The sequence below is a fragment of the Mesorhizobium sp. CA4 genome, from assembly GCF_020165075.1.
GTDB lineage: Bacteria > Pseudomonadota > Alphaproteobacteria > Rhizobiales > Rhizobiaceae > Mesorhizobium.
Map to the genome: position 1 here is coordinate 71,539 of NZ_JAIUHK010000010.1, position 14,199 is coordinate 85,737.

The 14,199-nt window shown below is 64.3% G+C and carries 11 protein-coding genes; 3 read left to right on the forward strand and 8 right to left on the reverse strand.

From position 1 onward, the window contains the following. Nucleotides 1-96 precede the first annotated feature (96 nt). A complete protein-coding gene (locus tag LB528_RS10810; RefSeq protein ID WP_224514721.1) occupies nt 97-966 on the forward strand; it encodes a LysR substrate-binding domain-containing protein in 870 nt (289 codons plus the stop codon). Between the two features lie 9 nt (nt 967-975). Here the strand turns inward: LB528_RS10810 and LB528_RS10815 are convergent, their stop codons facing one another. From LB528_RS10815 to LB528_RS10825, 3 genes are all read right to left on the reverse strand, one after another. Further along, nucleotides 976-2,268 carry a PQQ-dependent sugar dehydrogenase gene (locus tag LB528_RS10815; RefSeq protein WP_411962144.1) on the reverse strand — a complete coding sequence of 431 codons (1,293 nt, stop codon included), beginning with the start codon at nt 2,266-2,268 and terminating at the stop codon, nt 976-978. Nucleotides 2,269-2,308: 40 nt separating this feature from the next. After that, nucleotides 2,309-2,761: a DUF2231 domain-containing protein gene (locus LB528_RS10820; protein WP_224514723.1), complete on the reverse strand. Its 453-nt coding sequence runs from the start codon at nt 2,759-2,761 to the stop codon at nt 2,309-2,311. A 140-nt stretch (nt 2,762-2,901) separates the two neighbouring features. After that, nucleotides 2,902-4,278 (reverse strand): aspartate aminotransferase family protein, encoded by a 1,377-nt coding sequence (locus LB528_RS10825; RefSeq protein ID WP_224714855.1) that lies wholly within the window; start codon nt 4,276-4,278, stop codon nt 2,902-2,904. Between the two features lie 205 nt (nt 4,279-4,483). On the opposite strand from LB528_RS10825, the gene LB528_RS10830 reads away from it, so the two are divergent. Continuing rightward, nucleotides 4,484-5,641 (forward strand): NAD(P)/FAD-dependent oxidoreductase, encoded by a 1,158-nt coding sequence (locus LB528_RS10830; RefSeq protein ID WP_224514725.1) that lies wholly within the window; start codon nt 4,484-4,486, stop codon nt 5,639-5,641. Here the strand turns inward: LB528_RS10830 and fghA are convergent. Then, the gene (gene fghA, locus LB528_RS10835) at nt 5,598-6,431 is read right to left on the reverse strand and encodes an S-formylglutathione hydrolase (RefSeq protein WP_224714856.1); all 834 of its coding nucleotides are present in this window, start codon (nt 6,429-6,431) and stop codon (nt 5,598-5,600) included. The genes LB528_RS10830 and fghA overlap by 44 nt on opposite strands. Nucleotides 6,432-6,751: 320 nt before the next feature. On the opposite strand from fghA, the gene LB528_RS10840 reads away from it, so the two are divergent. Continuing rightward, nucleotides 6,752-8,248 (forward strand): aldehyde dehydrogenase family protein, encoded by a 1,497-nt coding sequence (locus LB528_RS10840; protein ID WP_224714857.1) that lies wholly within the window; start codon nt 6,752-6,754, stop codon nt 8,246-8,248. Between the two features lie 35 nt (nt 8,249-8,283). On the opposite strand, the gene LB528_RS10845 is transcribed toward LB528_RS10840, so the two are convergent. The 4 genes from LB528_RS10845 to LB528_RS10860 form a co-directional block, all read right to left on the reverse strand. After that, entirely contained in the window at nt 8,284-9,345 is a 1,062-nt protein-coding gene (locus LB528_RS10845; RefSeq protein ID WP_224714858.1) for a maleylacetate reductase, read from the reverse strand. Between the two features lie 180 nt (nt 9,346-9,525). Then, nucleotides 9,526-10,518: a cell division protein FtsZ gene (ftsZ, locus tag LB528_RS10850; RefSeq protein ID WP_224514728.1), complete on the reverse strand. Its 993-nt coding sequence runs from the start codon at nt 10,516-10,518 to the stop codon at nt 9,526-9,528. A 222-nt stretch (nt 10,519-10,740) separates the two neighbouring features. After that, nucleotides 10,741-11,781: a proline racemase family protein gene (locus LB528_RS10855; protein WP_224714859.1), complete on the reverse strand. Its 1,041-nt coding sequence runs from the start codon at nt 11,779-11,781 to the stop codon at nt 10,741-10,743. A 172-nt stretch (nt 11,782-11,953) separates the two neighbouring features. Next, nucleotides 11,954-14,023 (reverse strand): NAD(P)-binding protein, encoded by a 2,070-nt coding sequence (locus LB528_RS10860; protein WP_224714860.1) that lies wholly within the window; start codon nt 14,021-14,023, stop codon nt 11,954-11,956. Nucleotides 14,024-14,199 lie beyond the last annotated feature (176 nt).

A 14,199-nucleotide genomic window follows, 5' to 3' on the forward strand; every position in this document is an offset into this window, starting at 1 on the left:
CATGATATATTTGTAAAATCGTTATTTTGTATTGATGTATCGATCTGGTCGATGCTACGAACCTGAACGATAAGCGCCTCCATAGGAGCCATGCGAATGCGCTATGTTCAGCTCAGGGCATTTCACCAGGTCGCCGTTTCGGGCGGCTTTTCGCGTGCCGCCGAAGCACTCTTCCTCACCCAGCCGGCGATTTCGGACCAAGTGCGCAAGCTGGAGGAAGAGTATGACGTACTCCTGTTCAACCGGAACAAGAAGCAGGTCACGCTGACAACGCAAGGCCAGAGGCTGCTCGAGATCACGCATCGCATGTTCGAGACCGAACAGCAGGCGCTGGAGCTTCTGACCGAATCGCGCGCGCTGCGTTCCGGCACATTGCGCATCGTTGCCGACGCGGCGCACCATCTCCTGCATATTCTCGGCGCTTTTCGCGCCCGTTATCCGGGCGTCCAGGTGTCCCTGCGCTCCGGCAATACCGAGACCGTGATCAGCGGTCTTTACAGTTACGAGGCCGACATCGGCGTTCTTGGTGAGATGCCCGCGGGCCGCGATTTCGAGATGCTCAAGCTCAACTCGACGCCGATCATTGCTTTCGTGTCAGCCGATCATCCGCTGTCGGGCAGGAAATCGCTGACGCTCGGACAGCTCGCGCAGGAGCCGCTCGTGATGCGCGAGCGCGGCTCGAAAACGCGCAAGAAGCTGGAAGATCTGGCCACGGCTTCCAATGTCGAGCTGAAGCCCGCCATCGAAGCCGAAGGCCGTGAGGCTGTGCGCGAGATCGTCGCCTCCGGAGCCGGCGTCGGTTTCGTCTCGGCTGCGGAGTTCGGCCACGACTCGCGGCTGGTGCCGATCGCGATCGACGCGCCGGAAACGCTGATGGAGGAAGCGCTGATCTGCCTGCGCGAACGCAGCGGCGGCAAGCTCGTGCGCGCCTTCCTCGACATGGCCCGCTCGATGTCGGAAGATTGAGCCCGGCTTTTACGTGGATCCGGGTGCCGCCGTGGTGACCCGCCACACCGTGTTGCCGACATCGTCGGCAATCAGCAGCGCGCCGGACTTGTCGACGGCAACGCCGACCGGACGGCCCCTCGCCTCACCCTTGTCGTTGAGGAAGCCGGTGACGACATCCTGCGCCTTGCCGTTCGGATGCCCGCCGCTGAACGGCACGAAGATCACCTTGTAGCCATTGAAGCGGGAGCGATTCCAGCTGCCATGCTCACCGACAAAGGCGCCGCCGCGATAGAATTGGGGCAGGTTGCTTGCGGTGTAGAAGGCAAGCCCGAGCGGCGCGACATGCGAGCTCAGCGCGTAGTCCGGCGGGATGGCCTTCGCCACCATGTCCGGCCGCTGCGGCATGACGCGAGGATCGACGTGCTGGCCGTAATAACTGTAGGGCCAGCCATAGAAGGCGCCGTCCTTCACGGACGTCATGTAGTCCGGCACCAGGTTCGGCCCGAGCTCGTCGCGCTCGTTGACCACCGTCCAAAGCGCCTTGCTTTCAGGTTCGAACGTCAGGCCGTTGGGATTGCGCAGACCGCTGGCGAAAATGCGCGAGCGGCCGGTGGCGCGGTCGACCTCCCAGATCGCAGCGCGGTCCTTCTCGGCCTGGATGCCGTTCTCGGTGATGTTGGAGTTCGAGCCGACGCCGACATAGAGCAGCGAACCGTCTGGGCTCGCCACCAGGCTCTTCGTCCAGTGGTGATCGATCGGCCCGCCCGGCAGTTCCGTCAGCACCTTGCCCGGTGCCGTGATCTTGGTGTCGCCCGGCTGATAGGGGTAGCGCACGATGGCATCGGTATTGGCGACATAGAAGTCGTTGCCGACCAGCGCCACGCCGAAAGGCGCGTTGAGATGGTCGAGGAACACGCCCTGGTAATCCGGCTTGCCGTCGCCATTGGTGTCGCGCAAGAGCGTGATGCGGTTGCTCGGGCCGGTGTCGCCGCTGGAGGTGACCCAGCTTTCGACCCAACCCATGACGATGTCCTTCGGGCGCTTGACCGATGCTTCGTTCGGCGCCTTGGACTCCACCACCAGGATGTCGCCATTGGGCAGCACGTAAACCGAGCGAGGATGCTGAAGCCCCTTGGCCATCGCCTCGATCTGCAGGCCTTGCGCGACGGTCGGCTTTTCATCGTTTTTCCAACCGACCACCGAGGCTAGATGCATCGGCGGGAACAGGTATTGGTTTATCTCTGGCAGTTTCGGATTTGGGCCAATCTGCGCGTTCGGATCGGTGTTGTCGTCGCTGCAGCCGGCAACGCCCAGGACCATTGCGCTGCAAAGCGCAGCGGTCGTCCATTTGATTAGGCTATCAAGTCGTCTCATCGGCCACTCCTACATGATGGCGATAGACCAGCGCCCAGCCAAGCCAGCCGGTGAAGAGCAGGATGATCACAACTAGCGCCGACAGGATCAGTCCGGTCGGCACGACGGACGTCCAGGCGTCGCGCGTGTGGATGAGCATGTTGAGGAAGGACAGCACGAGCACGATGAGGTTACCCCCCATGTGCAGCCATGCGGTCGGCTGAGCGCGTATCTTGCGGTCCCCAAGAAAGTCGGTAAGCCCGGCGATGGCGGCCAGAATAGCGACAATGACACCCACGGTCAGGAGCCAGGCCGAAAAATTGGCCCAGGTCATTTCGGCTGTCTGCCAATAGGCGATATCGGTGATCAAAGTCCCGACGAAACAGGCGATCGGGATAGTGACGAGCATGGGGTGGATGGGATGGCCGGCTATGCTTGCCGTGGATCGCGGATTGTCCATGCGGAGGCTCCTTTCCGCGCTGCTGCTTGGATGTAACAGCGCGAAAACGCGAATGTTCCGCTGGAAAATCTACCGCTCACCAGAAGGTGAACGAACCGGTTGCCAGCCCAGGCTACCGCCGGGTAGCCCTCGCGGCCTCGTCAGTTCCGCGGATGGACCTGCGGCAGGGCGGCGTCGAGCGAACGCTCGAACGCATCGACCAACGCGTCGACCTGCGCCTCGGTGATGATCAGCGGCGGACAGAAGGCGATCGCGTCGCTCATGTTGCGCGAGATCACGCCGTTCTGCTGCAGGAAGCCGTTGACCAGCGCGCCGAGCGCGGCTGGCTTGCCCCAGGGCGCCTTGGTCGCCTTGTCGGCGACAAGCTCGACGGCGGCGATGAGACCGACGCCGCGCACCTCGCCCACCAGCGGATGCGAGGCGAGTTGGCGCAACCGCGCCTGCAGATGCGCGCCGACCTTGCGCGCATTGCCGACCAGGTCGCGCTCCTCGATCAGCTTGATGTTCTCCAGCGCGACGGCCGCGGCGACCGGATGGCCGCCGCCGGTGAAGCCGTGGCCGAAGGTGCCGATGCGGTCGCTCTCGTCGGCGATCGGCTCGAACACACGATCGTTGATCAGCAGCGCCGAGATCGGCAGGTAGGAGGACGAAATCTGCTTCGACAGCACCATGATGTCCGGCTTGACGCCGAAGGTCTGCGAACCGAACATCTCGCCGGTGCGGCCGAAGCCGCAGATCACCTCGTCGGCGACCAACAGGATGTCGTGTTTCGCCAGCACCGCCTGGATCTTTTCCCAATAACCGGCAGGCGGCACGACGACGCCGCCGGCGCCCATGACCGGCTCGCCGATGAAGGCGGCGATCGTTTCAGGCCCCTCGGCTAGGATGAGCTTTTCCAGTTCGTCGGCGAGCCGCGCGGAAAACTGTTCCTCGCTCTCGCCGGGCTCGGCGTCGCGCCAGTGATGCGGGGTCGAGGTGTGCAGGATGTTGGCGATCGGCAGGTCAAAGGAGAGATGGTTGTTGGGCAGGCCAGTCAGGCTCGCCGAGGCGATGGTGACGCCATGGTAGCCGCGCTTGCGGCTGATGATCTTCTTGCGCGCCGGCTGGCCAAGCGCGTTCGACCGGTACCAGATCATCTTGATCGCGGTGTCATTGGCCTCAGAGCCGGAATTGGTGAAATAGGCCTTGCTCATCGGCACTGGCGCCATCTGCACCAGCTTCTCCGCAAGATCGATCAACGGTGAATGCGCTTTCGAGCCGAAGTCGTAATAGAAGGGCAGCTTCGACATTTGTTTTGTCGCCGCTTCGACTAGCCGCTTTTCCGAAAAACCGACGGCGACGCTCCACAGGCCCGCCATCGCCTCGATGTAGCGGTTGCCGGCAATGTCCTCGACATAGATGCCGTCGCCCTTTTCGATGACTAGCGGTCCGGTTTCCTGATGCTTGCGGGCGTTGGTATAGCCATGCATGTGATAGCGGATGTCGCGGGCTTCAGGGGAATTCGGTGTGGCGTCCATCGTGGTGGCTCCTGTCGGCAGGCGTCCAAAGCGGAAATAGGACCGCCTCTCTGGTTGAGAAGTCCGAAGATTCCGCCTTGCATTGTGGCGGTTGATGCCTCATCGCGCTGGCTGATCGCAAGAGCCGCGATGTCGGGATCGATAGCGCCAACAAGCCTCGGACTGTCTCGGCAATGATGTAAATGACGCGCAGCAGGATCAGGGCATGGAACAGGTCGATTGCATCATCGCGGGTGCCGGCGTGATCGGTCTGGCGATCGCGCGCAAATTGGCGGCGCTTGGTCTCGAAACCCTGATCGTCGAAGCGGCGGACGCCATCGGCACCGAAACGAGTTCGCGCAATTCCGAAGTCATCCACGCCGGCATCCATTACCCGCAGGGTTCGCTGAAAGCCCGGCTCTGCCTACCGGGACGCGACATGCTCTACCGCTACTGCGCCGAACGTTCGATCCCGCACCGCCGCACGGGCAAGCTGATCGTCGCGACCGACGAGACGCAGGAACCGGTGCTGGCCGCCATCCGCGCCAATGCCAACGCCTGCGGTGTCGATGACCTGCGCTTCCTTACCGCTGAGGAGGCACAAGCGCTGGAGCCGGCGCTGCATTGCACCGCCGCGCTGCTGTCACCCTCGACCGGCATTGTCGACAGCCACGGGCTGATGCTTGCCCTGCTCGGCGATGCCGAGGAGAGCGGCGCAATGCTGTCGCTCAATACCCGCATCGTTTCCGGCCGCATCGAGGCCGACCGCGTCGTGCTGGAGACGATGGATTCCGCGAGCGGCGCAGAGTTCGAGATCGCCGCACCGCGCTTCATCAACGCGGCCGGTCTCGGCGCGGTCACGCTTGCCGGCTCGATCGAAGGCTTCGGCCGGCAATTCCTACCGGCGCTTCGCCTCGCCAAGGGCAATTATTTCTCGATTGCCGGGCGGGCGCCGTTTTCACATCTTGTCTATCCCGTGCCCGAGCCCGACGGACTTGGCGTCCATCTGACCCTTGACCTTGCCGGCACCGCCCGTTTCGGGCCTGATGTCGAATGGACGGACACAATCGATTATCGCGTCGATCCGGCGCGCGGCGAGCGCTTCTATGCCGAAATCCGCAGATACTGGCCCGACCTGGCCGACGACAGCCTGCAGGCAGCCTATAGCGGCATCCGGCCGAAATTGTCAGGCCCGGGCGACGCCAACAGCGACTTCGTGATCCAGGATGCCGAGACGCACGGCATCGGTGGCCTAGTCAACCTCTTCGGCATCGAAAGTCCCGGCCTGACCTCCAGCCTGGCGATCGCCGACCATGTGGCCCGGTCCCTGACGCCGAAAATCACCCAAGGCGGCGGGCATGCCACTTCAGGTGATCGTCCATGAAGGTCGAGATGAAGTTGTAAGAATGATCGTAGCCTTCCTGCACGCGCAGGGTGAGGTCGATTCCTGCCTTCTTGCAGGCCTCGTCGAGCAGCCATGGGCGGAGGCCATCCTGCAGAAAGCCGTCCGCCGCGCCCTGGTCGACGAGGAATTCCGGATATCGCTTGCCGTCCTCGATCAGCAGCGTCGCGTCATAGGCGCGCCAGCTCTTTTCGTCCGCTCCGAGATACTTCTCGAATGCCGGCCGCGACCAGCCGGCCGTCGACGGCTGCACGATCGGCGCGAAGGCCGAGCAGCTCCGGTAGCGCTCGGGATTTTTGAGCGCGATCGTCAGCGCGCCATGTCCGCCCATCGAATGGCCGAAGATCGCCTGGCGCGACATGTCAACCGGAAAATTGGCGCCGACGAGCGCCGGCAATTCCTCGGCTATATAGGAATACATGCGGTAATTCTCCGCATAAGGCTCTTGCGTCGCATCGAGGTAGAAGCCGGCGCCGCAGCCGAACTGCCAATTGTCCTTCTCGTCCGGAACGTCGGCTCCGCGCGGGCTGGTGTCGGGACACACGATGATCAGCCCGAGCTCGGATGCCATCCGCCGGTACTCGCCCTTCTCCATGACATTTGCGTGCGTGCAGGTAAGGCCCGACAGGTACCACAGGACCGGGAGCCGCCCATCCTTGGCCTGCGGCGGCATGAACACAGCAAAGGTCATGTCGCAGGCGCAGACTTCGGAAGCGTGCGAATAGACGCCCTGGATTCCGCCATGCGATTTCGATGTGGAAACGACCTTCATCGGCTCTGTCTTTCGTCAGCAAATCTCGATCCGGCATAACCGCCGGCCGGGACTCACGCAACCTGCGCCTCGCAAAACTATCAAGGCGATGAATAGGCCGGCACCGGTAGCCTGCCGGACCAACACTGGCCTGTGCCGCCAGGAGCCGCCCAGTGCCGACTGCGGCCATCGAGCGTCGCCGCAAAGCTCTCCGCTATCGATGCGTCGCCAAGGCGAGGACCTGCGCGTTATCCGATTATCTGAACGCCCTTTAGCTTTCCTTGTTTGAGCCCGCCGGCAGCGGGAGTAATAGTCGCGTCGGAATTCGTGAGGAGGAGACGATGACGCTGAACTTCGACCCGAGGGCGAAGGCCGCCACGCTCTACCATGGCGAATTCCGGCCGATGTTCATCGGCGGCAAGTGGGTCGCAGCGCAATCCGGCGAGGAGATGCAGGCGCTGAACCCGGCGACGGGCGAAGTGCTGGCCACCGTGCCGCGCGGCGGAGCCGCGGACATCGACGCTGCAGTGGCCGCGGCGCGCGCCGCCTTCGAAGGGCCATGGTCGAAATTCTCCCCTTACGAGCGGCAATGCGTGCTCCTGCGGATCGCCGACCTGTTCGAGAAGCATTGGGAAGAGCTCAGCGTCTCCGACACGCTCGACATGGGGTTGCCGATCACCCGCACGCTGGCCAACCGGCGCCGAGTCATCGGCATGCTGCGCTTCTACGGCGGCATGGCGACCGCGCTGCATGGCGAGACGATCGACAATTCCATACCCGGCGAGATCGTCTCCTTCACCCGGCGCGAGCCGGTCGGCGTCGTCGGCGCGATCATCCCGTGGAATGCGCCCACCGCCGCCTCGATATGGAAGATCGCGCCGGCTCTGGCTACCGGCTGCACCATCGTGCTGAAGCCGTCGGAGGATGCCTCGCTGACGCCGCTCTTGATCGCGAAGCTGATGCAGGAGGCCGGCGTCCCCGACGGGGTCGTCAACGTCGTCACCGGGACGGGCGCCGAGGCCGGCGCGCGGCTTGCCGAGCACCCGGACGTCAACAAGATCGTCTTCACCGGCTCGACGCTGACCGGCCAGGCGATCGCCCGCGCCGGCGTCACCAACCTCAAGCGCGTTTCGCTGGAGCTCGGCGGCAAGTCGCCGATCATCGTCTGCCGCGACGCCGACATCGACAAGGCCGTGCCGGTCGCGGCGATGGCGGTGTTCGTGCATTCCGGTCAGATCTGCATTGCCGGCTCACGCCTGTTCGTGGCGCGCGAGATCCATGACGAGTTCGTGCGTCGGGTTGCCGACTTCACCGGCAAGCTTCGCATCGGCCATGGCATCGAGGTGGAGACCGAAATCGGGCCGCTGATCAATGCCAGGCAGGCCGGCAAAGTGGAAGGCTACATCAAGGCGGGCAGCGACGAAGGCGCCAAACTGGTGGCCGGCGGCTCAAGGCTGAGGGGCGAGCCCTATGACGGCGGCAATTTTATCGCCCCGACCGTCTTCGGCGCGGTCTCTGACAAGATGACCATCGCGCGCGAAGAAATCTTCGGGCCGGTCATCTCGGCCATGCCTTTCGACACGCTGGATGAGGTTGTCGCGCGCGCCAACGCAACGCCTTACGGCCTTGCGGCTGGCATCTTCACCACCAATCTCGGCACCGCGCACAAGCTCGCGCGCCGCGTCAAGGCCGGCTCGGTCTGGATCAACATGTACCATGCCATCGATCCGGCCGTGCCGTTCGGTGGTATGAAGATGTCCGGCTACGGCCGCGAGGGCGGCGTCGAGCATCTGCACGAATATCTGGAGACGAAGGCGGTCTGGATCCAGACAGATTGATGTTCAGGTGAGGCCGGCCTGCGACGCTCGGTTTCTCAGGCCTGCGGCGGCTCGCCGGCATAGGCGCGCGCCATAAGAGCCCGGATCGGCTCCCGCTCCAGCGCCCGCGGATTCCAGTACGGATTGGCCAGCGCACGGTCTGTCGCGATGTCGATCCCGTCTGGCGGCATGCCAATCTGCGACAGGCCGCGCTCGGCGCCGATCCGGCCGGCCAGATCGTAGAGAGCCATGGCAGGATCGTCCGCCTTCAGCACGCCCCGCAGGGTTTCCATGACCGCCGGAACGGCGGGGGCGTTGTAGGCCAGCGCATGCGGCAGCACGATCGCATGGGTCTCCGCATGCGGCAGATCGAAACTGCCGCCGAGCGTGTGGCACAGCTTGTGGTGCAGCGCCATGCCGACCGAGCCGAGGCAGATGCCGCAGAGCCAGGCGCCGTAAAGCGCCTCGGAGCGCGCGTCCGGGTCATGCGGGCTCCCGGCTATGGCCGGCAAGGCGCGCACCAACGTGCGGATGGCCTCAACGGCCATCAGGTTTATCACCGGGTTGCCTTCCCTTGCATAGAGCGCCTCGGCCGCATGGGCGATGGCGTTCATGCCGCTCGTTCCCGACAGTGCGGCAGGAAGCGTCATCGTCAGGTCGACATCGTAGATCACCACTTCCGGCAGTACCCTCGGACTCGACTGGGTGACCTTCACGCCATCCTTCGTCTCGCCGAGGATCGGCGTCATTTCCGAGCCGGCATAGGTTGTCGGCATCACGATCTGCGGCAGGTCGGTGCGCAAGGCGATCGCCTTGGCGAGGCCTGTCGTGGAGCCGCCGCCGACCGCAACCAGCCCGTCGGCCTGGAGCTCCGCCACGACCCGCAGCGCGTCCTCGGTCACGGACACGGGCGTGTGCATCGTCGCCCCGGCATAGACCCCGGCGGCCACGCCGCCGAGCGATCCGGCGAGACGCCGGGCGTCGGCCTCACGCGGCGGCGTTGCCAGCACGAGCACGCGTTTCAGCCCTAACCGGTCGATCTCCTCCGGCAGCCGGGCAATGGTGCCCGATCCGAAGACGACGCGCGCCGGCTGGGCGTTATAGACGAAGCTTTTCATGTGAGCCCCTTCCCGTCAGCCGCGATTGTGTGCCGTGAGCATCAAACTTAGCGACGAAGAGGCGCGTGCGTAAGTGCGCCAGCCACCGGCATCTCGCAGTGTTTTATCTATCCGCCATCGGAAGCACACATCGGCCGATCGCGTCACGCCATCGGCACAGACGCGAGATCGCCGTTGGTCTCAGGCGATCCGTTGCTCGAATTGCGCGATGTCCGCGCTCTTGCGCAGACCCGTCGCGACGACGGACACGCGGAATTTTCCCGCCAGCGCCTGGTCGAAGATGGCGCCGACGATGATGTCGGCATCGGCGTCGACCTCTTCGCGTATCCGCGTCGCGGCTTCGTCGACCTCGAACAGCGTCATGTCCATGCCGCCGCAGATCGAAACAAGCAGGCCCCTGGCGCCGGACATCGAGGCCTCGTCGAGGAGCGGATTGGCGATCGCCGCCTCGGCCGCGATCTTGGCGCGCCCTTCCCCGGAGGCCTCGCCGGTTCCCATCATCGCCCGGCCCATGTCCCGCATCACCGACTTCACGTCGGCGAAGTCGAGATTGATCAGGCCTTCCTTGACGATGAGATCCGTGATGCAGCCGACACCCGCGTAGAGAACGCGGTCCGCCATGGCGAAGGCGTCGGCGAATGTGGTCTTGGCGTCGGCGACCCTGAACAGGTTCTGGTTCGGGATGACGATCACCGTGTCGGCGCTCTCGCGCAGCCGTTCTATGCCTTCCTCGGCTGCCTGGGTCCTGCGCTTGCCTTCGAACACGAAAGGCTTAGTGACAACGGCCACCGTCAAAATGCCGGCATCGCGCGCGGCACGCGCAATCACGGGCGCAGCGCCCGTCCCGGTGCCGCCTCCCATCCCGGCGGTGATGAAGCACATATGCGTTCCCGCAAGGTGATCCATGATCTCGTCGATGGATTCCTCCGCGGCGGCACTGCCGACCTGGGGCAGCGATCCGGCGCCCAGGCCCTCGGTCACATGCGCGCCCAGCTGGATCAGCCGCGACGACTTCGACATGGTGAGCGCCTGCGCGTCGGTGTTGGCGACGACGAACTCGACGCCCTGGAGCCCTTCGGCGATCATGTTGTTGACGGCGTTGCCGCCGGCGCCGCCGACCCCGACGACGGTGATCTTGGGCCTCATCTCCAGGATTTCCGGCTTGGCGGTCATTTTCTCATCTTTCTACCGAAGGTACCTGTTGCTCCGCCGCACGATCATGCGGAACCGGAACAACGAGCACACGAATCAGGCGATCCCCACCAACCGCAGGGAATCAGAGCAGGCGCCTCCCTGCAAGGTCCGCTGACATTCTGCAAGCGCAAATGCCTCGACCGACAGCTGGAAAGCGTCCGGGCGCTCGAGTTATGCGAGCCGGCGTCGTTGCGGGAAAGTCTATTGCGTCACCGAAGTCGAGGTGCCCCAGGTGTCCGACAGCACGTAGCCTTGCGGGTACGGATCCGTCGGATCGAGATAATAATTGTGCTCTCCTGTGATCCAGGCTCTGCCCGTTATCTGCGGCACGATCGCCTTGCGCCCGGCGACTTCGGTGAGTTCGAGAATCTTGCCGGTGAAGCGCGAGCCGATGATCGATTCATGGATCAGCACCTCGCCTTGCTTCATCTGACCCCGCGCCTGCAGCACAGCCATGCGGGCCGAGGTGCCGGTTCCCGTCGGGCTGCGGTCCGAGCGCCCGGGCGAAACGATGCAGGTGTTGCGCGTGACGTTGCCCGGCCCTTGGAACGGCATGGCGAACTGGACGATAGACACACCGCGCACATTGTCGAACTGCGGATGCACGACATCGAGCTGCTCGCGCGCTGCGCGGCGGACCTTCTCGCCGAGCACCGCCAACTCGCGCGCCTCGTCGGGCGTCACCGAGAAGCCGAGCGCGGGCGCATCGACAATCGCGTAGAACATGCCGCCATAGGCGATATCGGCCTTTATCGTGCCGAGCCCTTCCACCTCGATATCGGCATCGAGGCGCTCGGCGAAAGCGGGCGCATTGCGCAGCGTGATCGACAGGGATTTGCCGTCGCTGCATTCGGCGCGCACCTCGATGACGCCGCCGGGCATATCGAGCTTGAAGCGCGTCTCCGGCTCCTGCATCGGCACCATGCCGGTCTCGAGCAGCACCGTAGCGACGCAGATCGTGTTGGAGCCGGACATCGGCGGATATTCGGTCGGCTCCATGATGATGGCGCCCGCAGCGCAATCCTCGCGCGTGGAGGGCAGCAGGAGATTGACATGACGGGCAACGCTGCCGCGCGGCTCGCAGATCAGCATGCGCCTGATATGGTCGTGATCGCGCTCCATCGTGATCATCTTTTCCATCATCGTGCGGCCCGCAGGCGGCAGCACGCCTCCCACGATGACATCGCCGATCTCGCCCTCGGCATGGCAGCCGACGACGCGGATGCTGGTTTTGGTGCGCATTGTTTTTTCTCCCTGTCGGCCGCGATTACCCGCCAGGCAAGCGGTCCGGCTTGGGGACAAACTGATCAATCCGCGCGCCGGCCTCAAGGAGAATCCTGACCGCCGACGTTTTTTGGGCTGCTTGTCAAAATAAGAAACGACAGTGCTCCGAAGCGGCCACAACCGAGGGGCTCTACCCGTCCGCCAGCGCCGTCACCTCACGCCGGAAAGGCAGCGCGTCACCGATATCGGGTTCGTCCAGCTCGCGGGCGAAGCGGTGGCCGGCATAGGTCGCCCAGGCGATCGGCCCCGGCGCTTCCGCATCGCCGATGACCTTGATCGAGCGGATGCCATTGTCGGTCCACTCGTTCTCCCTTGCTTTGAGCTCGCGCCAAACGGCATCGTCCTGATTGCGCGACGTGACCAGGACGACGGCATCGGCCGCCAACTCCTGCCGAGCGCCGGTATAGACGCAGGCCGTCACGACGCCGCCGGGCGCGATGGTCGTGATGGTCCTGTTGAGGACGATATCTATCCCCAGCTCCGTCAGGCGGCGGTGGATGGCGCCCTGCTCCAGCGTGCAGCGGGTCCAGTCCGAGACATAGGCCGACGGCGTCACCAGGGTCACCCTCGCCCCCTGGCGCGCCATCAGCTCGGCCAGCACGCCGCCCATGTAATAATGGTCGTCGTCGAACAGCACGACATTGCCGGAGGGCACCTTGCCGTCCATCACGTCGTCGGGCGTGTAGACCGGCATGGCGGCGTCGATCGGCATCGGCACGACATGGGCACGCGCCACGCCGTCGCGCCGCCAGGTCGATCCGGTGGCGATGGCCACGTTCTGGAAGCCGAAGGACAGGATGTCGTCCGCCGACAGCCGGCTTTCGAAATAAATGTCGACATTCGGCATCTGGCTGAGCTGATACTGGCGATAGTCGCGCACCCTGCCCCAGGCCGAGAGACCCGGAAGCAGGCATTCGCGCGCCACGCGCCCGCCAAGCGCGGTGCCGGCTTCGGCAATCGCAACCTGGTAGCCGCGCAGGCCGAGCGCGCGGGCGGCCTCCAGTCCGGCAGGCCCGGCGCCGACGATCAGCACGCTGTCGCTATCGCCCTTGGCCTGCATGCGCTCCGGATGCCAGCCCTTGCGCCATTCCTCCATGAAGGTCGGGTTCTGCGTGCAGCGCGAGATCGACATCGTCATGTCGCCGGTGATGCAGATGTTGCAGCCGATGCATTCGCGGATGTCCTCGATGCGGCCCTCCTCGATCTTCCTTGGCAGGAAAGGATCGGCGATCGACGGGCGAGCGCAGCCGATGAAATCGAGCGTGCCTGATTTGATCATCTTCACCATCACGTCCGGCGAGGTGAAGCGGCCGACACCGACGACCGGCTTCGAGGTAAGCTTTTTGATGCCGGAGACCAGGCTTTCCTGCGCCGCCTCTTCCTTGAAGCGCGACGGCCCGGAGCAATCCTCCCAGGCGCCGTGGGCGAGGTCCCAAAGATCGGGCAGCTCAGCATGCATCTCGATCATCTCGCGGACTTCCGAATTGGCGAAGCCAAGCTCGCCGACCATCTCGTCCAGCGACAGCCTGAGCGTAAGGCCGCACGTGTCGCCGATCGCGTCGCGCCCTTCCTCGATCAGCTCGCGCATCAGTCGCGAGCGGTTTTCCAGCGAGCCGCCATATTCGTCGCTGCGCTGGTTCGTAGCGGTCGACAGGAAGTGCTGGATGATGCCGAAGCCATGCGCGCCGTAGAGGCACACCAGGTCGAACCCCGCCTGCCTGGCGCGCTTGAAGGCATTGCGGTGCCAGCGGCGCAGGTCGCGGATGTCCTCTCTGTCCATGGCGCGCGCCTGCACCGGATCGTTGGTGAAGGTGCGGATCGGTAGCGCCGACGGCCCGCGCGGCACCTCCTTGGTGTAGAGGTTGGGACCATTGATGCCGGAATAGGCGAGCTGGATGCCGGCGAGCGCGCCATATTCGTGCATGGCCTTGGCCATTTTGGCCAGAGCCGGAATGTCGGCGTCGTCCCACAGCCTGAGCTCGATGAAGGGCGTGATCTCGGAGGTGTGATGCATCTCCGTCTGCTCAGTGAAGATGACGCCCCATCCGCCTTCGGACTTGATGCGCCGCATCTCGGCCGCGGCCGAGGGATCGCGATAGCCGCCGCCATTGCAATGCGGAACCTGGTAGAAGCGGTTCTTGGCGGTCACCGGACCGATCTTCATCGGCTCGAACAGAATGTCGTAGCGTGGGTCGCGCATAATAGCTTCCTTCATGCCGGCTGCTCTGGAGATTACCCATAAGTGGGCGCGTGGGCGGGAAAACTACGGATTTCTTCCGCGGGGATTAGGGCGCGCCTAATCTTGTGTCGCCTGGATTAACCTCAGATGAAGCGAGGCTGAGCCAAATGCGACTTCAGGGCTGTCGCGACGCGATG